General features: G+C 64.0%; 22 protein-coding genes. 5 read left to right on the forward strand and 17 right to left on the reverse strand.

Features of this window, described 5'->3' with window-relative positions:
- Nucleotides 1–58: 58 nt before the first annotated feature.
- Complete coding sequence (locus tag IVA75_RS39690; protein WP_247291325.1) at nucleotides 59–1,159, forward strand: alkene reductase; 1,101 nt, start codon at nucleotides 59–61, stop codon at nucleotides 1,157–1,159.
- 186 nt (nucleotides 1,160–1,345) lie between these two features.
- Here the strand turns inward: IVA75_RS39690 and IVA75_RS39695 are convergent, their stop codons facing one another.
- The 7 genes from IVA75_RS39695 to glpD all read right to left on the reverse strand — a co-directional run bounded on the left by IVA75_RS39695 (nucleotide 1,346) and on the right by glpD (nucleotide 9,105).
- Complete coding sequence (locus IVA75_RS39695; protein ID WP_035962951.1) at nucleotides 1,346–3,088, reverse strand: ABC transporter substrate-binding protein; 1,743 nt, start codon at nucleotides 3,086–3,088, stop codon at nucleotides 1,346–1,348.
- Between the two features lie 127 nt (nucleotides 3,089–3,215).
- Nucleotides 3,216–3,545: a DUF2160 domain-containing protein gene (locus tag IVA75_RS39700; protein ID WP_027568539.1), complete on the reverse strand. Its 330-nt coding sequence runs from the start codon at nucleotides 3,543–3,545 to the stop codon at nucleotides 3,216–3,218.
- Nucleotides 3,546–3,612: 67 nt separating this feature from the next.
- The gene (locus IVA75_RS39705) at nucleotides 3,613–4,419 is read right to left on the reverse strand and encodes a carbohydrate ABC transporter permease (RefSeq protein WP_018454979.1); all 807 of its coding nucleotides are present in this window, start codon (nucleotides 4,417–4,419) and stop codon (nucleotides 3,613–3,615) included.
- On the reverse strand, nucleotides 4,419–5,321 hold the full coding sequence (locus tag IVA75_RS39710; RefSeq protein WP_007595151.1) for a sugar ABC transporter permease: 903 nt from the start codon (nucleotides 5,319–5,321) through the stop codon (nucleotides 4,419–4,421). Before IVA75_RS39710 ends, IVA75_RS39705 begins: the two co-directional genes overlap by 1 nt.
- Nucleotides 5,321–6,406 (reverse strand): ABC transporter ATP-binding protein, encoded by a 1,086-nt coding sequence (locus IVA75_RS39715; protein ID WP_027568538.1) that lies wholly within the window; start codon nucleotides 6,404–6,406, stop codon nucleotides 5,321–5,323. Before IVA75_RS39715 ends, IVA75_RS39710 begins: the two co-directional genes overlap by 1 nt.
- 12 nt (nucleotides 6,407–6,418) lie before the next feature.
- On the reverse strand, nucleotides 6,419–7,558 hold the full coding sequence (locus tag IVA75_RS39720) for an ABC transporter ATP-binding protein (protein WP_247291327.1): 1,140 nt from the start codon (nucleotides 7,556–7,558) through the stop codon (nucleotides 6,419–6,421).
- Nucleotides 7,555–9,105: a glycerol-3-phosphate dehydrogenase gene (gene glpD, locus IVA75_RS39725; RefSeq protein ID WP_247291329.1), complete on the reverse strand. Its 1,551-nt coding sequence runs from the start codon at nucleotides 9,103–9,105 to the stop codon at nucleotides 7,555–7,557. The genes IVA75_RS39720 and glpD overlap by 4 nt, the downstream gene beginning before the upstream one ends.
- A gap of 231 nt (nucleotides 9,106–9,336) precedes the next feature.
- On the opposite strand from glpD, the gene IVA75_RS39730 reads away from it, so the two are divergent.
- Together IVA75_RS39730 and IVA75_RS39735 are read left to right on the forward strand one after the other, a co-directional pair.
- Nucleotides 9,337–9,618 (forward strand): type II toxin-antitoxin system Phd/YefM family antitoxin, encoded by a 282-nt coding sequence (locus tag IVA75_RS39730; RefSeq protein ID WP_247291433.1) that lies wholly within the window; start codon nucleotides 9,337–9,339, stop codon nucleotides 9,616–9,618.
- Nucleotides 9,615–10,040: a type II toxin-antitoxin system VapC family toxin gene (locus IVA75_RS39735; RefSeq protein WP_247291331.1), complete on the forward strand. Its 426-nt coding sequence runs from the start codon at nucleotides 9,615–9,617 to the stop codon at nucleotides 10,038–10,040. Before IVA75_RS39730 ends, IVA75_RS39735 begins: the two co-directional genes overlap by 4 nt.
- A 2-nt stretch (nucleotides 10,041–10,042) precedes the next feature.
- Here the strand turns inward: IVA75_RS39735 and IVA75_RS39740 are convergent, their stop codons facing one another.
- Both IVA75_RS39740 and IVA75_RS39745 read right to left on the reverse strand, forming a co-directional pair.
- Complete coding sequence (locus tag IVA75_RS39740) at nucleotides 10,043–10,885, reverse strand: DeoR/GlpR family DNA-binding transcription regulator (protein WP_247291332.1); 843 nt, start codon at nucleotides 10,883–10,885, stop codon at nucleotides 10,043–10,045.
- A gap of 90 nt (nucleotides 10,886–10,975) precedes the next feature.
- Nucleotides 10,976–11,650: an HAD-IA family hydrolase gene (locus tag IVA75_RS39745; RefSeq protein ID WP_027568532.1), complete on the reverse strand. Its 675-nt coding sequence runs from the start codon at nucleotides 11,648–11,650 to the stop codon at nucleotides 10,976–10,978.
- A gap of 154 nt (nucleotides 11,651–11,804) precedes the next feature.
- On the opposite strand from IVA75_RS39745, the gene IVA75_RS39750 reads away from it, so the two are divergent.
- A complete protein-coding gene (locus IVA75_RS39750) occupies nucleotides 11,805–12,281 on the forward strand; it encodes a nuclear transport factor 2 family protein (protein ID WP_027568531.1) in 477 nt (158 codons plus the stop codon).
- Between the two features lie 363 nt (nucleotides 12,282–12,644).
- Nucleotides 12,645–13,040: a nuclear transport factor 2 family protein gene (locus IVA75_RS39755; protein WP_027568530.1), complete on the forward strand. Its 396-nt coding sequence runs from the start codon at nucleotides 12,645–12,647 to the stop codon at nucleotides 13,038–13,040.
- A 225-nt stretch (nucleotides 13,041–13,265) separates the two neighbouring features.
- Here the strand turns inward: IVA75_RS39755 and IVA75_RS39760 are convergent, their stop codons facing one another.
- The 8 genes from IVA75_RS39760 to IVA75_RS39795 all read right to left on the reverse strand — a co-directional run bounded on the left by IVA75_RS39760 (nucleotide 13,266) and on the right by IVA75_RS39795 (nucleotide 24,597).
- Nucleotides 13,266–13,457: a hypothetical protein gene (locus IVA75_RS39760; RefSeq protein ID WP_007595173.1), complete on the reverse strand. Its 192-nt coding sequence runs from the start codon at nucleotides 13,455–13,457 to the stop codon at nucleotides 13,266–13,268.
- 214 nt (nucleotides 13,458–13,671) lie between these two features.
- The gene (locus tag IVA75_RS39765; RefSeq protein ID WP_027568529.1) at nucleotides 13,672–14,082 is read right to left on the reverse strand and encodes an acyl-CoA thioesterase; all 411 of its coding nucleotides are present in this window, start codon (nucleotides 14,080–14,082) and stop codon (nucleotides 13,672–13,674) included.
- Between the two features lie 51 nt (nucleotides 14,083–14,133).
- Nucleotides 14,134–16,230, reverse strand: coding sequence for a 3-hydroxyacyl-CoA dehydrogenase NAD-binding domain-containing protein (locus tag IVA75_RS39770; protein WP_247291334.1), 2,097 nt, complete (start codon nucleotides 16,228–16,230; stop codon nucleotides 14,134–14,136).
- Between the two features lies 1 nt (nucleotide 16,231).
- Nucleotides 16,232–17,515, reverse strand: a complete 1,284-nt coding sequence (locus IVA75_RS39775) for an acetyl-CoA C-acetyltransferase (RefSeq protein ID WP_247291336.1) — start codon at nucleotides 17,513–17,515, stop codon at nucleotides 16,232–16,234.
- The gene (locus IVA75_RS39780) at nucleotides 17,515–19,782 is read right to left on the reverse strand and encodes an acyl-CoA dehydrogenase (RefSeq protein WP_247291338.1); all 2,268 of its coding nucleotides are present in this window, start codon (nucleotides 19,780–19,782) and stop codon (nucleotides 17,515–17,517) included. The genes IVA75_RS39775 and IVA75_RS39780 overlap by 1 nt, the downstream gene beginning before the upstream one ends.
- Nucleotides 19,783–19,999: 217 nt before the next feature.
- The gene (locus tag IVA75_RS39785) at nucleotides 20,000–20,623 is read right to left on the reverse strand and encodes a flavin reductase family protein (RefSeq protein WP_247291340.1); all 624 of its coding nucleotides are present in this window, start codon (nucleotides 20,621–20,623) and stop codon (nucleotides 20,000–20,002) included.
- 201 nt (nucleotides 20,624–20,824) lie between these two features.
- The gene (locus IVA75_RS39790) at nucleotides 20,825–21,424 is read right to left on the reverse strand and encodes a TetR family transcriptional regulator (RefSeq protein WP_247291342.1); all 600 of its coding nucleotides are present in this window, start codon (nucleotides 21,422–21,424) and stop codon (nucleotides 20,825–20,827) included.
- A 35-nt stretch (nucleotides 21,425–21,459) separates the two neighbouring features.
- Nucleotides 21,460–24,597, reverse strand: a complete 3,138-nt coding sequence (locus tag IVA75_RS39795) for an efflux RND transporter permease subunit (RefSeq protein ID WP_247291344.1) — start codon at nucleotides 24,595–24,597, stop codon at nucleotides 21,460–21,462.
- Between the last annotated feature and the right edge of the window lie 67 nt (nucleotides 24,598–24,664).

The following is a 24,664-nucleotide window of genomic DNA, read 5'->3' on the forward strand; positions in this document are numbered from 1 at the left end:
GCGCTGATTGCCGCGATGCACAAGTGTTCCGGATCTCTCACCGCCTGGAAGCATTCTCATGAGCCGTTCGACCAAATTGTTTGAGACCTACAAGCTCGGCCCGATCACACTGGCCAACCGCTTGGTGATGGCGCCGCTGACGCGCAACCGCGCCGCGCCCGGCACGTTCGTACCGAGCCCGCTTGCGGCGGACTATTACGGCCAGCGCGCTTCCGCGGGCCTTCTGATCACCGAAGCGAGCCAGGTCTCGCAGCAGGGCCAGGGCTACCAGGACACGCCCGGCATCTACTCCAAGGAGCAGGTTGCCGGCTGGCGCAAGGTCACCGATCAGGTGCACCAGCGCGGCGGCAAGATCTTCATCCAGCTCTGGCATGTCGGCCGCATCTCGCATGTCGACCTTCAGGCCAATGGCGCAGCCCCGGTGGCGCCGAGCGCAATCCGCGCCAAGGGCAAGACTTTCGTCAACGGCGGCTTCGCCGACGTCTCCGAGCCCCGTGCGCTCGAACTCTCCGAAATTCCAGGCATCATCGACGATTTCAAGCGCGCCACGAAGAACGCGTTCGAGGCCGGCTTCGACGGCGTCGAGATCCACGGCGCCAACGGCTATCTGCTCGAGCAGTTCGCCAAGGACGGCACCAACAAGCGTACCGACGCCTATGGCGGCTCGATCGAGAACCGCGCGCGGCTGATGCTGGAAGTCTCCAGGGCCGTCGTCGCCGAGGCCGGCGCCGAGCGCACCGGCATCCGCATCTCCCCGGTGACACCGGCCAACGATATCTCGGAATCGAACCCGCAAGCCCTCTACGACCATATCGTCGACGGTCTCGCCGCGCTGAAGCTCGTCTATCTCCACGTCGTCGAAGGCGCCACCGGCGGTCCGCGCGACATCGCCCCGTTCGACTATGCGGGCCTGCGCAAGCGCTTCCCCGGCGCCTATATCGCCAACAACGGCTATGATTTCGATCTCGCCACCAAGGTGCTGGACGCCAACGCGGCCGATCTCATCGCCTTCGGCAAGCCTTTCATCTCCAACCCCGATCTCGTCGAGCGGCTGAAGACGGGCGCGACGCTGAACGATTGGGACAAGAATACCTTCTACGGCGGCGGCGCGAAGGGATACACGGACTACCCCGCGCTGGCGGCCGAACCGGCGGAGTAAGGCGTCGTCGTCGCTCCATCCTCCGTCATTGCGAGGAGCGAAGCGACGAGCAATCCAGACTACGTCCGTGGAAAGACTCTGGATTGCTTCGCTTCGCTCGCAATGACGGTGGAAGCAAAATCCACGACAATAAAAAGAAAAAAGGCCGGGATTGCTCCCGGCCTTTCGTCGTTATGTTGATGTGCCTTACTGCAGCGAAGCGCGCTTCGGGGGCTGGGCCGGCCACGACTTGATCAGGGTGTCGTAGTCGACCGTCTCGCCCTTCGGCTTCTCGTTGGCGAGCTTGCGCTGGGGAGCAATCGTGCCGTCCTTCTGGGCCTTGGCGAACCAGTACTCGGCCGTCTCCTTCTTGTGCAGCTTCGGACCGCAGGCGCCCTGCACGCCGGACTTCTCCAGACGCTCCATCACGGAGTCCTGAGCAGCGGCGAGCGAGTCCATCGCGGCTTGCGGCGTCTTCGCACCGGACGACGCATCGCCGATGTTCTGCCACCACAGCTGCGCCAGCTTCGGATAGTCGGGCACGTTGTTGCCGGTCGGGGTCCACTGCACGCGCGCGGGCGAGCGGTAGAACTCGATCAGGCCGCCGAGCTTCGGCGCACGCTCCGTGAACGACTTGTCCCAGATGTCGGATTCACGGATGAACGTGAGACCGACATGGCTCTTCTTCAGCGAAACCGTCTTGGAGACGATGAACTGGAGGTAGAGCCAGGCCGCCTTGCGGCGATCCGCCGGGGTCGACTTCAGAAGCGTCACGGAGCCGGCGTCCTGGTAGCCGAGCTTCATGCCTTCCTTCCAGTACGAACCGTGCGGCGACGGAGCCATACGCCACTTCGGCGTACCGTCCGCGTTCATCACGGCAATGCCCGGCTTCACCATGTCGGCGGTGAAAGCGGTGTACCAGAACATCTGCTGGGCGATGTTGCCCTGCGCCGGCACCGGACCCGACTCGGAGAAGGTCATGCCCTGCGCCTGCGGCGGAGCATACTTCTTCATCCACTCGAGGTACTTGGTGATCGAGTAGACCGCGGCCGGACCGTTGGTGTCGCCACCACGCTCGACCGAGGAGCCGACCGGACGGCAGCCTTCCATGCGGATGCCCCATTCGTCGACCGGCAGACCGTTCGGGATGCCCTTGTCGCCGTTACCGGCCATCGACAGCCAGGCGTCGGTGAAACGCCAGCCGAGCGACGGGTCCTTCTTGCCATAGTCCATGTGGCCGTAGACCTTGACGCCGTTGATCTCCTTGATGTCGTTGGTGAAGAACTCGGCGATGTCTTCATAGGCCGACCAGTTCACGGGCACGCCGAGCTCGTAGCCATACTTGGCCTTGAACTTGGCCTTGTAGTCGGCGTTGGTGAACCAGTCGTAGCGGAACCAGTACAGGTTCGCGAACTGCTGGTCGGGCAGCTGATAGAGCTTGCCGTCCGGCGCCGTGCCGAATGACTTGCCGATGAAGTCGTTGACGTCGAGCATGGGGTCGGTGACGTCCTTGCCCTCGCCGGTCATGTAGTCCGACAGCGCGATGGTCTGGCCGTAGCGGAAATGCGTGCCGATCAGGTCGGAATCGTTGATCCAGCCGTCGTACACGTTCTTGCCGGACTGCATCTGGGTCTGCAGCTTCTCGACGACGTCACCTTCCTGGATGATGTCGTGCTTGAGCTTGATGCCGGTGAGCTCGGAGAACGCCTTGGCCAGCGTCTGCGACTCGTATTCGTGGGTCGTGATGGTTTCGGAGACCACGTTGATCTCCATGCCCTTGAAGGGCTCGGCGGCCTTGGCGAACCACTCCAGCTCCTTCTTCTGGTCTTCCTTCGACAGCGTCGAGGGTTGGAATTCCGCGATCCACTTCTGGATCGCGGCGTCGTCGGCGGCGCGCACCGGCGCCGAGACGGCCAGCGACACCGCGACGATGGCGGCGACGCTGGACATCGTCAGAAAGCTATTCTTGGTCAATGGACGTTCCCTTCTCCTAAACTGCCGCATGTTATTCCTCCGTTGCAGCGACAAACTTTTTACAGGCCCGGGTTGGTCCCGGATCTGGCCGTTCCTTCGCGGGCTAGACCGTGCGGAAAATGAGTACGGCCGTGGCCAGCGAAATTCCTGATGCGATCCAAAGGCGCGAAATTTCAAGTCCGTCCTCGCCGATCGGCAGCGTGGCGAGGGCGTCGGTGCCGGCGAAGGCGATCCACAGCAAGTGGATGACCGCTGCCGTGATGAGGGAGATGAACAGGCGGTCGCCGCGCGTGGTGGGGATGCGCAGCACGCCGACGCGCTCGGCTTCGGGATAGGCCACCCCAAGCCAAGTCATCACGGCGAGCGTGCAGGCGAGCGCAACAAAGAAGATTGCCGTCGGCGGCGTCCAGGCCATCCATGCAATAGCTTCCATGCTCTTACTCCTTGCGCATGATCTGGTCCGAAAACCGGTTTCCACTTTTCGGGATCATGCGCATCTCCTAGACCCGACCGAGCGCGAAACCGCTCGCGATGTAATTGCGGACGAACCAGATCACGAGTGCGCCCGGGATGATCGTCAGCACGCCGGCCGCAGCCAGCAGGCCCCAGTCCATGCCCGCGGCCGACACCGTGCGCGTCATGATCGCCGCGATCGGCTTGGCCGAGACCGAGGTCAGCGTGCGCGCGAGCAGCAGCTCGACCCAGGAGAACATGAAGCAGAAGAAGGCGGCGACGCCGATGCCGCTCGCAATCAACGGCACCAGGATCTTGATGAAGAAGCGCGGGAAGGAATAGCCGTCGAGGAAAGCGGTCTCGTCGATCTCGCGCGGCACGCCGGAGACGAAGCCTTCCAGGATCCACACCGCCAGCGGGACATTGAAGATGCAGTGCGCGAGCGCGACCGCCCAGGGCGTATCGAACAGCCCGATCGCCGAATAGAGGTTGAAGAACGGCAGTGCATAAACCGCGGCCGGCGCCATGCGGTTCGACAGCAGCCAGAAGAACAGATGCTTGTCGCCGAGGAAGCGGTAGCGCGAGAACGCGTAGGCCGCCGGCAGCGCCACCGAGATCGAGATGATGGTGTTGAGGACGACATATTCCAGCGAGTTGATATAGCCGGAATACCAGCTCTCGTCGGTGAAGATGCGCTTGTAATGCTGGAGCGTCGGGGCGTGCGGCCACAGCGTCATCGTCGAGACGATCTCGGCGTTGGTCTTGAAGCTCATGTTGACGAGCCAGTAGATCGGCAGCAGCAGGAAGATCAAAAACAGCGCCATGATGAGACGACGGCCGGGGATCGAATGCATCACACGGCTCCTTCATGCGATTTCCGGTCGGCGCCGGCATTGGTCATGACGGTGTAGAAGATCCAGCAGACGATCAGGATGATGAGGTTGTAGACCAGCGACAGCGCGGCGGCCTTGCCGAGGTCGAACTGGCCGAGCGCGATCTTGACCAGCTCGATCGACACGAAGGTCGTCGAGTTGCCGGGCCCGCCGCCCGTCACGACGAACGGCTCGGTGTAGATCATGAAACTGTCCATGAAGCGCAGCAGCACCGCGATCAGCAGCACGCGGTTCATCTTCGGCAGCTGGATCGCCTTGAACACCGCCCAGCGCGAGGCGCCGTCGATCTGCGCCGCCTGGTAATACGCTTCCGGAATCGACTTCAGGCCGGCATAGCAGAGCAGCGCGACCAGGCTGGTCCAGTGCCAGACGTCCATCACGATGACGGTGACCCAGGCGTCGATGTCGTTGGAGACGTAATTGTAATCGATGCCGATGGCATTGAGGACATAACCGAGCAGGCCGATGTCGGGCCGGCCGAAGATCTGCCAGATCGTGCCGACCACGTTCCACGGGATCAGCAATGGCAGCGCGAGGATGACGAGGCAGGCTGCAACCGTCCAGCCCTGGCGCGGCATCGACAGCGCGACGACGATGCCGAGCGGCACCTCGATCGCGAGGATCACCAGGGAGAAGAACAGATTGCGGCCGAGCGAAGCCAGGAAGCGGCCGCCGAGGTCGGTCGAAGGATCGAGCAACTCCTTGAACCAGCCGACACCGTTCCAGAAGAACTGGTTGTTGCCGAAGGTGTCCTGCATCGAATAGTTCACCACCGTCATCAGCGGCAGCACTGCCGAGAAGGCGACGACCAGGAACACCGGCAGCACCAGGAACCAGGCTTTTTGGTTGACGGTCTTGTCCATCAGGCGGCTCCCTCCACCAGAAGGCTGTCGGCATAGACGTGGACGTGCGACGGATCGAATTTCAGGCCGGCCGTGCCGTCCGGGCTGGTGAAGCCGGCCGGTGCGCGGGCCGCGAGTTTTGCGTCACCGAGCCGCGCACGCGCGAAGCGGATGCGGCCGAGGTCGTCGACGCGCTCGATCTTCGCACTGAGCAGGCCGGGCGCCGGCGCGACGGCCTCAACGAATTCCGGACGGACGCCGATCTCGATCTTCGCGCCATCGGGCAGCTTGTCGTAGCTGCGGTTGAGCGCGATCACATGACCGCCGATCCTGGCCTCACGGCCCCTCACCTCGGCCGGCAGGATGTTCATGCCGGGCGAGCCGATGAAATAGCCGACGAAGGTGTGCGCCGGCTTGTCGAACAGCTCGGCCGGCGTGCCGCTCTGCACCACGCGGCCGTCATGCATGACCACCACGGTGTCGGCGAAGGTCAGCGCCTCGGTCTGGTCGTGGGTGACGTAGATCATCGTCAGGTCGAGCTCGCGATGCAGCGCCTTCAGCTTGGAGCGGAGCTGCCATTTCAGCTCGGGGTCGATCACGGTGAGCGGCTCGTCGAACAGCACGGCGGCAACGTCGGAGCGGACGAGGCCGCGGCCGAGCGATATCTTCTGCTTGGCATCGGCCGTGAGCCGCGTCGCCTTGCGGTTCAGATAGGGTTCGAGGTCGAGCAGGCGGCCGATCTCGGCGACGCGCTTGTCGATCTCGGCCTTCGGCACGCCGCGGTTCTTCAGAGGGAACGCCAAATTTTGCCCCACCGTCATGGTGTCGTAGATCACCGGAAACTGGAACACCTGGGCGATGTTGCGCTTCTGGGTTGACAGCGGTGTGATGTCCTCGCCGTCGAACAGGATTTTCCCCCGCGACGGGGTGATGATGCCGGAGATGACGTTGAGCAGCGTGGTCTTGCCGCAGCCGGACGGCCCGAGCAGCGCATAGGCGCCGCCCTGCCGCCAAGTCATGGTGACGGGCTTCAGCGCAAAACTGTCCTGCGGCGCATCATTGCCGCCGTAGGAGTGCGCGAGATCGACGAGGTCAATGCGGGCCATGTCGCATCCCCCTCAGGCTTTTTTCTTTGACGCGTTTTCTTCACGCGAACCGCTCGGCACTTCGCTTGAAAACGCTATGGGACCGGGCGCTGCGACCAGGCGGTCGCCAGCGTCGAACACGAAAACGTCGTTGGGATCGAGCACGGCATCAATGGTCTGGCCGGGCTCGAACTCGTGCACGCCGTGCAGCACCGCCACCCAATTCGATCCGTCGCGGGTCAGATGCACGAAACTCTCCGAACCGGTGATCTCGGTCACCGTTACCGTGGCATGGAAGGCGTGGCGGTCAGTCTCGCCATTGGCAAGCGCGAGCTGATGGGCGCGAAATCCGACGCGATAGGCGCCGTCCGCGAGCGAGGAATAGAGACCGGACGCCGGCGCGGCAATGCCGCCCGCATATTGCACGGAACCGTTCTTCTTCTCGATGCCGACGAGGTTGAGCGGCGGATCGGAGAACACCTGAGCGACGCGCAAGGTCTGCGGGCGGCGGTAGACCTTCGGCGTCTCGCCGATCTGGAGCGCCTCTCCCTGCCACATGCACACCGTGTTGCCGCCAAGCAGCAGCGCCTCGGTCGGCTCGGTGGTGGCATAGACGAAGATCGCGCCGGATGCCTCGAAGATGCGCGGCAGCTCGGTGCGCAGCTCCTCGCGCAGCTTGTAGTCGAGATTGGCGAGCGGCTCGTCGAGCAGCACGAGGTCGGCGCCCTTCACCAGCGCGCGCGCCATCGCAGTTCGCTGCTGCTGGCCGCCGGAAAGCTGGAGCGGCGTGCGCTTCAGGAACGGCTCGAGCCTGAGCAGCCGGGCGGCTTCCGCGACACGCGCCTCGATCTCGGCGCGCGGCTTGCCCTGCACGCGCAAAGGCGAGGCGATGTTCTCATAGACCGTGAGTGAAGGATAATTGATGAACTGCTGATAGACCATCGCGACCGAGCGCTGGCGCACGTCGACACCGGTGACGTCCTTGCCATTGACCAGCAGCTTGCCCGATGTCGGCTTGTCCAGGCCTGCGAGCAGCCGCATGATCGAGGTCTTGCCCGACAGCGTCGGCCCGAGCAGCACGTTGAGCGTGCCGCTCTCGAGCGTCAGCGAGACGTCGCGGATATGTGGGATACCGTCGACAGTCCGGGTCACGTGATCGAGTGTGACGGTCATGAGCGTCCTCCGGCTTCCAGCAGGGGACTTTGCTGTACGGCGTGGGTCCTGATCCAGTCGTCCAGCGCCGCGATCTCGTCGGCACTTAGTCGCAGGCCGAGCTTGGAACGGCGCCAGACGACGTCGTCGGCGGTAACGGCCCATTCGTTGGCCATGAGATAGCGGACTTCGCGCTCGGTCAGCGTCGCGCCGAAGGCCTGGCCGAGATCGGCCGCCGATTTCGCATCCCCAAGCAGCTTGACCGCCCTCGTGCCATAGGCGCGCGCAAGGCGCCGCGCATGCTCGTGGCTGAGGAAGGGATAGCCGCGCTGAAGCTCGGCGATCAGGCCGTCGACATCGGAGACGCCCATGTCGCCGCCGGGCAGCGGCCATTTGCCGGTCCAACCTTCGCGCGCTTTCGCACTGCGAAGATAGGGCGCGAGCCGTTCCAGCGCCTCCTCGGCGAGACGGCGGTAGGTCGTGATCTTGCCGCCATAGATCGACAGCAGCGGCACGCCCCCGGGCGTGTCGAGCTCGAACACATAATCGCGCGTCGCGGCCTTGGCTTCGCTGGCGCCGTCGTCGTAGAGCGGACGCACGCCGGAATAGGTCCAGACCACGTCGTCAGGCGTGACAGGCTTGGCCAGATACTCGCTTGCCGCCGTGCAGAGATACTGGATCTCCTCGGCCGTCGCCTTCACCTTGGCGGGATCGCCGTCATAGTCGCGGTCGGTGGTGCCGATCAGCGTAAAATCGTCCTGATAGGGAATGACGAAGATGATGCGGCCGTCGGCATTCTGGAACATGTAGGCGCGGTCGTGGTCGTAGAGCTTCTTGACCACGATGTGCGAGCCTTGCACCAGGCGCACCTTGGCCTTGGCGTTGACGCCGGCGCCGCGGCCGAGCACATCCTCGACCCAGGGACCGCCGGCATTGACCAGCGCACGGGCCTGGATCGACGAACGCGCGCCGGTCAGCGTGTCGATCATGCTGACGGTCCAGATGCCGTCGGACTGTTTGATATCCGTTGCGCGCGTACGGGTGCGGATCTCGGCGCCCTTATCGGCGGCATCGCGCGCGTTGAGCACGACGAGGCGGGCGTCGTCGACGAAGCAGTCGGAATATTCGAACGCACGACCGTAGCGGTTCGGGATCAGCGGGCGGCCGACCTCGTCACGCCCAAGGTCGACCGAGCGCGTCGCCGGCAACAAATGACGGCCGCCGATGTGGTCATAGAGGAAGAGGCCGAGGCGCAGCAGCCAGGCCGGCCGCAGGCCCGCATGGTGCGGCAAAACGAAACGCAGGGGGCGAATGATATGGGGCGCGATGCCCCAGAGAATCTCGCGCTCGATCAGCGCCTCGCGGACCAGCCGGAACTCGTAATATTCGAGATAGCGCAGGCCGCCATGCACCAGCTTGGTCGACCAGGACGACGTCCCGCTCGCCAGATCGTTCATTTCGCACAGGAAAACCGTGTTGCCACGGCCCACCGCGTCGCGCGCGATGCCGCAGCCGTTAACACCGCCTCCGATAATGGCGAGGTCGAAAATACGCTCCAACAGACGCATCCCCCGGCGACCGCCCGTTCAATCGAGCGGTTACTTTCGCTTTTGATTAGATCACACCGGAAAACGAAAGCAAGATGAAAGAGAGGAGGAAGGAAATGAAAGCGGAACTTCTAAGCGGGCACAGGGGCGTGGAAATGGTCAGTTCAAGAGAGCATTGGAACAGCATTATTGCTCTTGAATAGTCGTCGATGGCCATTATTAGTTACGATAGTCATATTGGTCATTATCGGCATGACAGATAACAGCACTGCACCAGACTCACCCGCGACTGACTCGTGGACGCTTGCCAACGCCAAGGCCCGGCTATCCGAGGTGATCGACCGTGCTCAAGCCGGCCCGCAAATCATCACCCGACACGGCAAGCCCAATGCGGTGATCGTTTCTGCCGAGGAATGGGCGCGCAAGACGGCACGTAAAGGTACCTTGGCCGAATTCCTGCTGGCTTCGCCGCTCCGCAGCGCCGACCTCGAGCTTGAACGCGTGCACGACGCGCCGCACGACGAGCTGCCGTGAATCTGCTGCTCGACACCAACGTGTTGTCGGAGGTCCAGAGGCCGGTCCCTTCGCCGAAAGTCCTGTCATGGCTTGATACGATCGACGAGGATCGTGCGTTCATCAGCGTGGCATCGATCGCCGAGCTTCGCCGCGGCATCGCATTGCTGGAGGACGGCCGTCGGCGCGCAGCACTGGCCGCCTGGCTTGCCCACGATCTGCCGGAGCGTTTTGCCGGGCGCACCCTGCCGATCGACCACGCGGTGGCGGAACGCTGGGGCGACCTGATGGCTCAGAGCCGCAGAAGCGGCGTCGCATTGTCTGTCATGGACGGCTTCTTTGCCGCGACCGCTCTCGCGAACAACCTCATGCTCGTCACGCACAATGTGAAGGATTTCGCGGTGTTCGGCGTGCCGCTGCTGAACCCGTGGGACGACCCATAGTCCTACCTCAGCCGCACCACCGGCGCGGCCTCGGGCGCTTCTTGTATCTCGCCTTGGGCCTCATCGACATCGGCCCCCTTCGGCATCGCCGCCATCACCTCGATGCCCTTGCCGTGGCAGATGGTGGCGAGGCGCTCGGGCAATTCCTGGTCGGTGACGAAGGTCTGGATCTGGCTGATATGTGCGATGCGCACCGGCGCGCTGCGGCGGAGCTTGGTCGAGTCCGCGACCAGCATGACGCTGCGGGCGTTGGCGATGATGGCCTGCGCAACCTGCACCTCGCGATAGTCGAAGTCGAGCAGCGCGCCCTCCTCGTCGATCGCGGACGCCCCGATGATGGCGTAGTCGACCTTGAACTGGCCGATCAGCTGCGTTGCGGTCGAGCCGACCACCGCACCGTCGGCGCGTCGTACCGTGCCGCCGGCGACCACCACCTCGATGCGGGGATGGCGGTAGAGCAGCATGGCGACGTTCAGATTGTTGGTGATGACGAGGAGGTCCTCGTGCGAGGTCAGCGCGCTCGCGACCTCCTCGGTCGTGGTGCCGATGTTGATGAAGAGCGAGCAGCCGTTCGGGATCAGGGAGGCGGCCGCAGCTCCGATCGCCTTCTTCTCGTCCGCGGCGACGAAGCGCCGCGCCTCATAGGCGAGGTTTTCGACGCCGGAGGCGATGATGGCGCCGCCATGGATACGGGTCAGTGAGCGGCGCTCGCACAGATCGTTGAGATCCTTGCGGATGGTCTGCGCCGAAACCTCGAACCGGCGCGCCAGCTCATCGACCATGACGCGGCCCGAGGCCCGCGCGATGTTGAGGATTTCGGCTTGGCGATGGGTCAGTCCGGTCACGGCGATGGCCTCAAGTCAGGAAGCTGCATGGTGCGGCGGTTCGCGCGTTCGGTCAATGCGCGCGCCGATCACGGTTAACGGACGAGGTCTTCACCACGCCATCGCAGCGGCGAGACGCGTCAGCAGGTCCGGATCGTCGAAGGCGCTGGCGGAGGCGATAGCCCCGGCGGCGACGAGATCAGCATGGCTGAGGCTGGTCCGGATGCCGATGGTCGGAATGCCGGCCGCCGCAGCCGACTGCACGCCGGTGCGGGAGTCCTCGAACGCGATCGAGGCCATCGCGCTGGCGCCGGCAAAGCGCAACCCTTCCTGATAAGGCAGCGGATGCGGCTTGCCGTGCAACAGCTCGGCGCCGATCACGAGCGCCTTGAAGCGGTCCGTGATGCCGAGGCCGGACAGCAGCAGCTCCGCATTCAGCCGCGGGGCGTTGGTTACCGCAACCATGGGAATACCGGCCGCATCCGCCCTGTCGAGCAGCGCCATCAGGCCCGGCAGCGGCTCGATCTGCCCGGCGACGAGTTCGCGGAAGACTTCCTCCTTCTCATCGAGGATCAAGGCACGCCGTTCCGGCGCCTCGTCGGGCAGAAAGCGCTCGCCGATCGCTATATTCGCGAAGCCTTGCAGCTCCCTGGAGAAGCGCGCGTGATCGAAGACATGGCCGCGAGGGCCGAGCACCTGGTTGAAGGCCTTCAGGTGCAGCGGATCGGTGTTGGCGAGCGTACCGTCGATGTCGAACAGCAACGCCCTGCCGATAGCCTCGATCATGTCCGTACTTTCCCGAATAGATGACGCATCAATACGAAAGCCGTATCAATACAGCGCCAATCGCGCAATGACGCACGTGCATGACCACTACGCGACACTCGACAAAGTCGCGCGCGGCTGCAACACTCCGTGCAAGATCAAAAAGGAGGAAACAATGACAATCAACCGACGCGATCTGGCTCTCTCGACTCTTGCCGTCCCAGCTCTTGCCGTCTCCACGCTTGCAGTTTCAGCGCTCACGACACCGGTGCTGGCGGCCTCGGCGGACGAGGAAGCCGTAGCGAAGAAGGTCGAGGCGTTCCGTCTCGCCCAGATCGCGGCCGATCCCAAGGCGCTCGGCGCACTCTGCGCCGACGAGGTGAGCTACAGCCATTCCAGCGGCAAGGTCGAGGACAAGGCGACCTTCGTCGCCAACGCCACCGACGGCAAATCCAAATTCCTGTCGATCGAATACAAGGACCCGACCATCAAGGTCGTCGGCCCCGCTGCGATCGTGCGTTTCCACTGGATGGCGGAACAGGAGATGGCGGCCGATGGGAAAAAAGTGCCGACCAACCTTCACATCCTGATGAACTGGCAGAAGCAGGGCGACGACTGGAAGCTGCTCTCGCGGGCGGCGACGAAGTTGTGATTGCGGCTTATCCCTCTCCCCTTGTGGGAGAGGGTGGCTCGCCGCAGAGCGGCGAGACGGGTGAGGGGTATGCTTCCGCGAGCGCATCTCTCACAATTGAATTCGGCGAAACAACCCCTCATCCGGCGCCAGAGCCGAAGCCTCGCTTCGGCGTCTTCTTAAGAACGACCGCTGGAGGCGGCCTACGCCACCTTCTCCAACAAGGGAAGGAAAGTGCAGGAGCACCAGGGACTGCAAAAAATTCCGACCACGCTTTGCGCGTCAGAAATCGCTCCGCCTGGCGCAATGCAGCGTATTGCGACCTGATGCTCGACAAAATCAAGTGCGGCTGCAACAGTGGACGCAAGATCAAGGACGAAGGATATGACGACATTGAATCGCGATCATGCTGCCACGACAGACCACGAGGCGGTGGCAAAGAACGTCGAGGCATTTCGCCTCGCCCAGATCGCGGCCGATCCGAAGGCGCTCAGCGCGCTGTGCTCGGACGATCTGAGCTACAGCCATTCCAGCGGCTTCCTTGAGGACAAGGCGGCCTTCGTCGCCAACGCCACCGACGGCAAAACGGAATTCCTGTCGATTACGTACAAGGATCCGACCATCAAGATCGTCGGCCCCGCCGCGATCGTTCGCTTCCACTGGCTGGCCGAGATGATGACCGGCGGACAGAAAGTAACAAACAGCCTTTACATCCTGATGAACTGGCAGAAGCAGGGCGACGACTGGAAGCTGTTGTCGCGGGCAGCAACGAAGTTGTGATTGCGGCTTATCCCTCTTCCCTTGTAGGAGAGGGTGGCTCGCCGCAGAGCGGCGAGACGGGTGAGGGGTATGCTTCCGCGAGCGCACCTCTCACAATTGAATTCGGCGAAACAACCCCTCATCCGGCGCTTCGCGCCACCTCCTCCCACAAGGGGAGAAGGAAGGACAGTTGTCGGCAAAAGATTCCGACCACGCTTAGCGCGCCCCGAAATGACAGGCGGAAAATTATGCCGCTTCCTTCACATCACCGTTAACCAGCTTGCGCGCGGCGCGCTCGGCTTCGCGGGCGTTGCGGAAGAGCTGGCCTTCGAGACGGTTGAAACGGTTGGATGAGGCGAAAAAGCAGTAGCCTCCCTGGGAACGAACGACGATACCTGCGGTCTGCGAATCGACTTCGATGATGTAGCTGTCCGGCATGGTCCGTGGATTCCTCAGTGCGGGCAAATAACGGCAGTTCCGCCCAAAGGTTCCTGGGCATTTGACGCCGTTTCCGCCCCGGATCGACACGCGATTGAGTAAGCCGGGACCTCATCCGTTTTATGACTGGTTCTTGGCAAAGCCACGGCGGCGGGACTCAGTCGCGCCGCGTTTGGCGGCGCCGCACTGAGATGAGGCGCAACGCCGCGTGCGATTACGTCGCGATGGTGGTGTCGGCCGGGCGAACCGGCTGCGGGCGGCCGTGCTCGTCGATCGACACGTAGGTGAAGTTGCCGTCGGTGACGAGGAACGGTTGCTGCTCGCCGCGGCGCAGCGCCCACGCTTCCAGATGCACGGTGATGGACGTGCGCCCGACGCGAACGAGGTGGGCGTGGACCGAAACGAGATCGCCGACATAGACGGCCTTGCGAAAATTCATCGCCTCGATGGCGACGGTCACCGTGCGCGACTTTGCGACCTTTGACGCAAACACGCCGCCGCCGACGTCCATCTGGCTGAGCAGCCAGCCGCCGAAGATGTCGCCGTTTGCGTTGGTGTCGGCAGGCATTGCCAGCGTGCGGATGCAGAGATCGCCGCCCGGCCCGGCATTGGCTTGCTCGTTCATGCCGCTCTCACTTGAAGATTCCTCACTTGAGGATTGCTCACTTGAAACTGCTCACGTGAAATTGTCCCAGCCCGGATCCGGCGCAAAGCGCTCGCCGAATCTCCCGGCCAGTGCGCGCAAGGTGGATACGACATGATCCACGCCACGCGTGCGCGCATAGTTCAACGGACCGCCACGGAACGGTGCATAACCGGTGCCGAAGATCATGGCGCCATCCACCATGTCGGCATCATCGACGATCCCCTCGCGAAGCGCCGCAACGCAGACGTTGGACATCGGCAGCACCAGACGGTCGATCATCTGGTCGGTGACGCGCGGACCAGTCTCGGGCAACGGCGCCTTCTCGGCCTTGCCGTCGCGCCAGACGTAAAAGCCCTTGCCGGTCTTGCGGCCGAGCTCGCCCTTGGCGACCTTCTCGCGCAGCCACGCCGGCGTCGGCGGCAGCAGATCGCCGAACTTGCTGCGCAGCATGTCGCCGACGTCGAGACAAATGTCGAGCCCGACCTGGTCTGCCAGTTCGATCGGCCCCATCGGCATGCCGAACTGCTCCGCGGCGGCGTCGATCAGGCGCTGGTCGATCTTCTCGTCCAGCATCACCATCGCTTCCAGCATGTAGGGCGTCAGCGCGCGGTTGACGAGGAAGCCCGGCGAGCTCTTCACCGACAACGGCAGCCGATCGATCACGCCGACGAAAGCAAGTGCCTCCTTCAGCACCTGCGTATCGTTACCGTCATGGCTGACGACTTCCACCAGCTGCAACCGCGACACCGGATTGAAGAAGTGGAGGCCGACCAGCCGCTCCGGCCGCGCCAGCGTGGTGCGCAAATCCTGGAGCGGAATGCTCGACGTGTTGGTCGCGAGAATCGCGCCCGGCTTCATCCGCGGCTCGAGCCCGGCATAGACCTTCTGCTTCAGCTCGAGCTTCTCCGGGACCGCCTCGATGATAAGATCCGCGTTGCGGACGCTCTCCCCATCCATGTCGGGGATCAGGCGATCGAGCGCGTCGCGCACCTCGGTCGGCTTGCGAATGATCTTGCCGTAGAGCTCGGCGGCGCGCTTGACCGCGCCCGCAATCGGCTCCGCCTTCATATCGGCGAGCGAGACGCGCAGCCCCTGCCCCGCGCACCAGGCCGCGATGTCGCCACCCATGGCGCCGGCGCCAATGACGTGGACGTGCTTGATCGTGTTGCCGGAGCCTGCCGCCTTCTTCATCTGCTCGCGCAGGAAGAACACGCGGATCAAATTCTGCGCGGTCGGCGTCACCATCAGCTTGGCGAACGAGGCCTGCTCTGCCCTGAGCATCGCGGCCTTGCTGCCGCCATGGGTCTCCCAGAGATCGATCAAGGCATAGGGTGCCGGATAATGCTCGCGGGACGCGGCCTTCGCCGCCTCCGATCGCATCCGCCTGGCCATCAGCCCGCGCACCGGGCCGAAATTGGCCGCACGCGTCAGAAAGCCCGGCCGCGCCCGCTTGAGGCGGCCGAACAGCGCATCCTTGACGGCATTGCGAACGTGGCGCTCCTGCGTCACGGTGTCGACGAGGCCGAGCGATTTGGCGCGGCGGGCATCGATGGTGCGGCCGGTCAGCATCAGGGCCATCGACTGGGTCGGATTGACCAGCGCGGTGAAACGCGCGGTGCCGCCGAGCCCGGGATGCAGGCCCAGCATCACCTCCGGGAAGCCGAAGCGCGCGCCGTCGATGGCGATGCGCGATTGGCAGGCGAGCGCGACTTCGAGCCCGCCGCCGAGGCAGAAGCCGTGGATCACCGCGACCGTCGGCAGCTTCAGCGCTTCCAGGTGGTCGACCACCGCGTGGGCGGCGCGGATCCGCGTCTCCACCATCCCGGCATCATCGGCACCGCGAAATTCGTTGACGTCGGCGCCTGCGATGAAGCCGGACGGTTTTGCGGAGCGGATCACGAGGCCGGCCGGACGCTCGGTCTCAATCGCCGCCAATACGGCGTCGAACTCCTCCATCACGTCCGGGGACAGCGTATTGGCGCTGGAGTCAGTGCGATCGAACAGCAGCCAGGCGACGCCGTCGGCGTCGCGCGTCAGCTTGAAGTGCTTGTAGGGGCTATCGGCAGCGGGCTTGGGCCCGAGCTCCATCACGCGGTCGCCGAGCGCGGTCATGATCTTGGAATCCATGTCACACCGCCTCGATCAGCATGGCGCCGCCGAGCCCGCCGCCGATGCATTCGGTGGCAACGCCGCGCCGCGTGCCGAGCCGCTTCATGGTGTTGACGAGATGCAGCACGATGCGATTGCCGGAGGTGCCGACGGGATGCCCGAGCGAGATAGCGCCGCCATCGACATTGAGTTTTTCGCGGTCGATCTCGCCGGCAGCGCCATCGAGTCCCAAAATCTCGCGGCAGAATTTGTCGTCATTCCAGGCGGCGAGGCAGCCGAGCACTTGGGTGGCAAACGCCTCGTTGAGCTCCCAGGTCTGGACGTCCTGAATGGTGAGATCGTTGCGCTTCAGCAGCGGCGTCGCCGACATCACGGGACCGAGACCCATGATGCTTGGATCAAGTGCGGCCCAGTTGCTGTCGACGATGACCGCCTTCGGCGTCAGCCTGTGCTTGGCGACTGCTTCGTCGGACGCCAGGATCACCCAGGACGCGCCGTCGGTGATCTGCGAGGAATTGCCGGCAGTGACCTGGCCCCAGGGACGCTCGAACACCGGCCTCAGCTTGGCGAGCTTCTCGGCCGTCGAGTCCGGACGCACGCCATCATCATGGTCGAAGAATTTTCCGTCGCGGGAGAACGCGGTTTCGACTTCGCCCTTGAGAAAACCTTCGGCCTGCGCATGCGCGAGCCGGCGATGGCTCTCGGCGGCATAGGCATCGGACTGCGCGCGGGTGATGCCGAAGAGATGGCCGACGACTTCGGCCGTCTGGCCCATGTTCAAATCGGTAATGGGATCGGTCAGCCCGCGTTCCAGGCCGATGATCGGCTTGAGATAGCGCGGCCGCAGCTTGAAGGCTGCGGCAAGCTTCGCGGCAACGCCCTTGGCGGTGGCGAGGCCGGCGAACCAGCGCACGCCGGAATTGGGCCAGACCAGCGGCGCGTGGCTCAAAGCCTCGGTGCCGCCGGCGAGGATCATGTTGGCATGGCCCTCGCGGATGTAGCGGTAAGCGGTGTCGATCGACTGCATGCCGGATCCGCAATTGATCTGCACGGTGAAGGCGACCATGTCCTCGCCCATGCCGAGCCGGAGCGCGGCGACGCGCGCCGGGTTCATTTCGTCCGCGATCACGTTGACGCAGCCGAGGATGACCTGGTCGAATGTATCGGGCGAAAACGGCTGGCGCGCCAGCAGCGGCCGGCCGCATTGCACGGCGAGATCGACCGGCGTGAACGGACCGGGCCCCGAACGCGCTTTGAGAAACGGCGTCCGGCTGCCGTCGACGATGAAAACCGGTCGTGCCATCAGCTCGCCGCCCTCTGTTCACCGAGTTCCTGGAAGAACTGATGCACGTCGCCGGTTTTCTTGTAAATCGGCGACAGCGCCTCCGGCGCAAAATCGTCGACCTCTATCACCTTTGCGACCGCTTCGCGGGCCGCAGCCAGCTGCTCGCCCTCGGCTTGCGTGATCACGCCCTTGGCCACCGCATCCTTCCAGTCGCTCATATGAGCCGCGCGCATGCGCCTGGCGATGGCGTCCGTGCCTGCGACCAGGTTGAAAGCGCGCTCCAGCCGGGCGAAGCCGCCATCGTCATCGACATAAGCGAGGTCGGGCGTGAGGCGGTCGCGCGCGGCCGACGGCTCCAGCACGAGGCTTGCGCATTGATGCACCACTCGGTCGGAGGGACCCAGCACGCGGGCGCCGAACGGCTGGACCACGAATTTGAGAATGCTTGCGACGAAACGGTTCGGCAGATTGGCGAGAATCTCGGCAAGCCGGTTCTCGATGGTCCGAAAGCCCGTCGCCATGCACCATTCGAGCGCTGCAAAATCATCCTTCTGCCGCCCCTCGTCCTGCCAGCGTTTCAGCGCGGCAGACAGCAGATACAACTCGGACAGGATGTCGCCGAAACGCGCCGACAGCATCTCCTTGCGCTTGAGCGCGCCGCCGAGCGTCAGCAGCGCCATATCGGCGCAGAGGGCGAACGCCGCGGAGTAGCGCGAGAGCTGACGATAGAATGGCCTGGCGTCACCCGCGTCGGGTGCAAGCGCGAAGACGCCAAAGCTCCAGCTCCGGCCGAACGCGCGCAACAGTGTCTCGAAGCTGTGGCCGACATGCTTCCAGAACGCCTTGTCGAAGGCGGCGAGCCCACGCTCGCGATCGGTATCCGCGAGCGCATTCATCTCGTCGAGCAGATAAGGATGGGCGCGGATGGCGCCCTGTCCGAACACGATGAGATTGCGGGTGAGGATATTGGCGCCCTCGACGGTGATGCCGACAGGGACGGCGCGGTGGAGATTGCCGAGATAGTTTTGCGGGCCGTCGATCACGGCCTTGCCGCCATGGATGTCCATGGCGTCGTCGACCGCGGTGCGCATCCGCTCGGTCGCGTGCAGCTTCATGATGCCCGAGATGACGGCGGGATGGATCCCGGCATTCAGTGCCGCGCAGGTCAGCCGTCGCGCCGCATCGAGCTGATAAGCGGTCGCGACGATGCGCGCGAGCGGCTCCTCGACACCCTCGAATTTGGAGATGGAGATACCGAACTGCTCGCGGATGCGGGCATAGGCGCCGGTGGTGCGGGCGGCATAGGCGGCGCCGGCGGCGGAGAGCGAGGGCAACGAGATGCCGCGGCCGGCGGCGAGCGCCGTCATCAGCATCTTCCAGCCCTGCCCCAGCCGCGCCTGGCCGCCGATGACGTAGTCGAGCGGAATGAAAACGTCGCGGCCCCAATTCGGGCCGTTCTGGAACACCTGCATCGACGGCAGATGGCGTTTGCCGATTTCGACGCCGGGAAGGTTGGTCGGGATCAGCGCCACGCTGATGCCGAGCTCTTCCTGGCTCCCCACGAGATGATCGGGGTCATAGGCCTTGAAGGCGAGGCCAAGCAGCGTCGCGACGGGACCGAGCGTGATGTAGCGCTTGTGCCAGTTGAGCTTCAGACCCAGCACCTCCTGGCCCTCGAAGCTGCCCTTGCAGATGATGCCGGTGTCGACCATCGAGGCGGCATCGGAGCCGGCCTCGGGGCTGGTGAGGCCGAAGCAGGGAATGTCGCGACCATCGGCAAGACGCGGCAACCAGCGCTCCTGCTGCTCCTTCGTGCCGAAGTGCATCAGGAGCTCGCCGGGGCCCAACGAGTTCGGCACCATCACCGTCACCGCGGCGGCGATCGAGCGGGTCGAGATCTTGCGCACCACTTCCGAATGCGCATAGGGCGAGAAGCCGAGGCCGCCGAACTCCTTCGGAATGATCATGCCGAAGAATTTTTCGCGTTTGATGAAGTGCCAGACATCGGGCGGCAGGTCGCGCCATTCCCAAAAGATCTTCCACTCGTCGAGCATGGCGCAGAGCTCGTCGACGGGGCCGTTGAGGAAGGCCCGCTCCTCGTCGGTCAGCGTTGCCTGCGGGACCTTCAGCAGCTTCGACCAATCGGGGTTGCCGGTGAAGAGATCGGCGTCCCACCAGACGTCGCCGGCCTCCAGCGCCTCGCGCTCGGTGTCCGACATCGCCGGCAGCACGCCACGCGCCCAGGAGAAAATCGGCTTTGTCAAAGTGTCGCGGCGGAAGCTCATGGCGGACCTCATGCATCGGCGCGGTGATCGGGCATTTTAGCGGAAAGTGGCCGGCGGCGGTGAACACTTCGCCTGCGAAAAGACGCGAATTGACGCGGCCGGGCAGCCGCCCAGAGCCATAACGGCCGAGGCGTGGTGGCAGTTCCGGGAGGCGAGCGCTGTGAAAAGGGTCACCCGGATGGAGCGAAGCGCAATCCGGGCTATGAGAGCGACCAGATCAGTCCGGCCGGACCATCTCGAACATGTTTTCCGGCTTGATCTCGAAATAATCCCCGCTGCGGCCGGCCCGGACGATCGGGCGGGCGGCGGCGGTCTGGTAGACGCCATCCTTGATCATGGCCTTGTCGATGTGGACAGCGACGACCTCGCCGAGCGTCAGCCAGGCATTGGCTTCCTTGCCATCGGCGCCCTTGAGCCGGACGATGTCGGACACCTTGCATTCGAAGGCGACGGGACTCTCGCCGACGCGCGGCACGTTGACGAGCCTGCCGGGCACGGCGGTGAGGCCGGCGACCTCGAACTCGTCGACTTCAGGGCCGACGTGGGCCGCAGTCGCGTTCATGTGCCTGGCCAGGTCCATGGTGGCGAGATTCCAGACGAACTCACCGGTCTGCTGGATGTTTTCGACCGTGTCCTTCCAATTGGTGGAGGAGAAACCGATGATCGGGGGGACATAGCAGAACGCATTGAAGAAGCTGTAGGGTGCGAGGTTGATATGGCCTTTGGTGTCGCGCGACGAGATCCAGCCGATCGGCCGCGGCGCGACGATGGCGTTGAAGGGATCGTGCTTGAGGCCGTGGCCCTTGGCGGGCTCGTAGAAGTGCAGGTCTTTGTCGGTCACGCGCTTTTTCCTTCTCGTCATTGCGAGCGCAGCGGCGCAGCGAAGCAATCCAGAATCCCTCCGCAGAGACAGTCTGGATTGCTTCGCTGCGCTCGCAATGACGGAGTCTGTTGATCCGTCGGTGTACGTCATTCCGAAGCGGTCCGCAGGACGACCTGGAACGAAGGCAGATCAGCTTATAAGAGGAAATCCGCGGCCGCGTCAGTGCCGTGGGGACAATCCCGCGATGACGAAATCGATCATCTGGTCGATGGTCGGGCCCGGCTTGGTGGCACACTGGGCGATCATCTGGGGGTGGAAAAAGCGCATCATCGCGGTGCAGGCGCAGAGCGCGGCCAGTTGCAGGTCCGGCGCCTCGAACTCGCCGGAGGCCACGCCTTGCGCGATCATCTGGCCGATGACCCCGGCAATGCACTCCATGTGGTTGACGCAGACGTCCCAGTCCTCCTGCATCGCGATCTCGACCATCTCGTGCAGCTTATTGTCGCCGACATAGCGCTCGGTGTTCATGCGATTGATGGTGGTGAGCAGTTCGCGGAAGCGCGGCAGTACCGGACCGGGCCTCGCCACGATCCGCTGCGCTTCCAGCTCGACCTCGCCCATCAGCGAACGGGCCACCGCCTGATGAATCGCCTTCTTCGATTCGAAGAAGCGATAGACGTTGGCGGGGCTCATCTTGAGCTCCTTGGCGATGTCCCCGACCGTGGTCTTGAGATAACCGATCTGGCGGAACAGCCGCTCGGCCACCTCAAGAATACGATCCCGGGTGTCCCCTTCGATATGTTCCGAAACCAGTGTCATCTGTCAGGACTCGTCAATCAGCAGTTCATCTTCACTTATTCAGCCGCCTCAGCAAGCGGAATTGCGTTCTGGTCATCGCTCCTATGCTGCGGCGCGGCAGACTGCTCGGGCGTACCCGCCTCATCCAGGCTCTTGCGGAACCAGAGGGCGTAGAGGCCCGGCAGGTACAGCAGCGTCAGGAAGGTCGCGACGAACAATCCGCCCATGATGGTGATCGCCATCGGCCCCCAGAACGCCGAGCGCGACAGCGGGATCATAGCAAGGATGGCGGCGAGCGCCGTCAGCACCACCGGACGGGCGCGCCGGACGGTGGCCTCCACAATCGCCTCCCGGCGGGTCAGGCCGTGCGAGACGTCGGTCTCGATCTGATCCACCAGAATGACCGCGTTGCGCATGATCATGCCGGCGAGCGCGATCAGGCCGAGCAGGGCCACGAAGCCGAACGGGGCGTTGGCGATGTTGAGCCCGAACGAGGCGCCGACGATGCCGAGCGGCGCGGTCAGGAACACCAGGATCAGTCGCGAGAAGCTCTGCAGCTGGAACATCAGCAGCGTCAGCATCACCATGACCATCAGCGGGAAGAGAATGAAGATCGAGGCGTTGCCCTTGGCGGATTCCTCGAACGCGCCGCCCGCCTCGATGCGGTAGGCCGGCTCGAGGTTGTCCTTGATCACCTTCAGCTTCGGCGCGATCTGGCCGGTGACGTCGGGCGCCTGCACGCCATCGACGACGTCGGAGCGCACGGTGATCGCCATGTCGCGGTTACGCCGCCACATGATCGGCTCCTCGTGGGCATACTCGATCTTCGCGATCTGCTGCAGCGGCACGGCCACGCCGTTACGCGAGGTGATGGTGAGATCGCCGACAGCGCCGAGGTCGAGCCGTTCGGACGAGACGGCGCGCGCGACCACACCGACCTTTTCGATGCCGTCGCGCACGGTCGTCACCTGTGAACCCGAGATCAGCATCGACAGCGCCTGCGACACGTCCTGCGGGGTCAGGCCCATGGCGCGGGCGCGATCCTGGTCGACGACGAGCTTGAGATAAGGCGACTGCTCGTTCCAGTCGAGCTGGACGTCCTTGACGCTCTTGTTCTGCCGCATGACGTCGCGGACCTGGTAGGCGATCTCGCGCACCTTGTTGGCGTCGGGGCCGATGACGCGAAACTGCACGGGAAAACCAACGGGGGGACCGAAATTGAAACGATCGACGCGCACGCGGGCCTCGTTGAGCGCGCCGTCGGCAACGGCGTTTTCAAGCTTGGCCTTGATGCGCTCGCGTGCCTCGACGCCCTTTGCGACGATGACGATTTCGGCAAAAGCCTCGTTCGGAAGCTGCGGATTGAGCCCGAGCCAGAAGCGCGGCGAGCCCTGCCCGACATAGGCCGTGTAGGTCTCGATGTCCTTGTCGTCCTTGAGCATGGTCTCGGCCTTCTTCACCGCCTTTTCCGTGACGTTGAAGGCGGTGCCCTCGGGCAGGCGAAGCTGGAGGAACAGCTCGGGCCGCTCGGACAGCGGGAAGAACTGCTGCTGGACGTGGCCGAATCCGACGATCGAGGCGATGAAGACGCCGACGGTCGCGGCCACCACGGTGATGCGGTGATTGACGCACCACTGCACGATGGCGCGCAGGCCCCGATACATGCGGGTCTCGTAGACCGCGTGCGGATCGTGATTGTGGTGCACCTTGATGTTGGGCAGAAGCATGACGCCGATATAGGGCGTGAAGATCACCGCCACGAACCAGGACGCGACCAGCGCGATCGCCACGATCCAGAAGATGCTGCCGGCATATTCGCCGACCGCGGAATTGGCAAAGCCGATGGGGAGGAAGCCAGCGGCCGTGACCAGCGTTCCCGTGAGCATCGGAAACGCAGTGGACTCCCAGGCAAAGGAGGCCGCACGCATGCGGTCCCAGCCCTGCTCCATCTTCACCACCATCATCTCGACCGCGATGATGGCGTCATCCACCAGCAGGCCGAGCGCGATGATCAGCGCACCCAGCGTGATGCGGTGCAGATCGAGCGACATCGTGTTCATGACGACGAAGACGATGCCGAGCACCAGCGGCACCGACAGCGCGACCACGATGCCGGTGCGCCAGCCGAGCGCCAGGAACGACACGAACAGCACGATGACGAGGGCTTCCATGAAGGAGTGCACGAATTCGCTGACGGCGTGCTCGACCACCTTGGGCTGGTCGGCGATCAGCTTGATGTCGACGCCCTGCGGCACCGCCTTCATGAATTCAGCCGTCGCCTTCTCGACCTCCTTGCCGAGATCGAGGATGTTGGCGCCCTTGGCGGTGACGACGCCGATGCCGATCGCGGCCTTGCCTTCCTGGCGCACGATGAAGCTCGGCGGATCGACGTAACCATGGGTGACGGTGGCGATGTCGCCGAGGCGGAACACGCGGCCGTTGCTCTCGACCGGGGTTTCGGCGACGGCCTTGGCGCCGTCGAGCGCACCGGTCACGCGCAGCGGCACGCGCTGCGACGAGGTCTCGACCGTGCCGGCCGGCGTCACGTTGTTCTGCTTGGCGAGCGAATCGAACAGCGCCTGCGGCGTGATGCCAAGAGTTGCGAGCTTGGCATGGCTGAACTCGACGAAGATGCGCTCATCCTGGTTGCCGTAGACGTCGACCTTGGTTACGCCCGGCACCTTCAGGAGGCGCTGACGGAAACCCTCCGAGACCTTCTTGAGCTGGGCGTAGTCGGCGCCGTCGCCGGTCATCATGTAGAGGATGGAATCGACGTCGGAGAATTCGTCGTTGACGACGGGTCCCAAAATGCCCGCGGGCAGCTGGCCCTGTACGTCGGCCAGCTTCTTGCGCAGCAGATAAAAGAGATACGGCACGTCCTTCGGCGGCGTGGAATCCCGGAAGGTGACCTGGAGCGCGGTAAAGCCGGGCTTGGAATAGGTCTGCACCTTCTCGAAGTAAGGCAGCTCCTGGATCTTCTTCTCGATGGGATCGGCGACCTGCGCCTGCATTTCCTGCGCGGTCGCGCCCGGCCAGAGCACGGAGACGTTGACCACCTTGACCGTGAAGAACGGATCCTCGGCACGGCCGAGCTTCTGATAGGAGAAGAACCCAGCGACGCCGAGAATGAGCATCAGGAACAGGATCAGCGTCGGATGGCTGACGGCCCAGGCCGAAAGATTGAAGCGCTTCATCGCACTCTCCAAAGATGATCCGGTTGCAAAAAAATGACAGCCACCCTGTTCAACGCGTCGTCGCGAG

The sequence above is a fragment of the Bradyrhizobium sp. 134 genome (genome assembly GCF_023074155.1).
Lineage (GTDB): Bacteria > Pseudomonadota > Alphaproteobacteria > Rhizobiales > Xanthobacteraceae > Bradyrhizobium.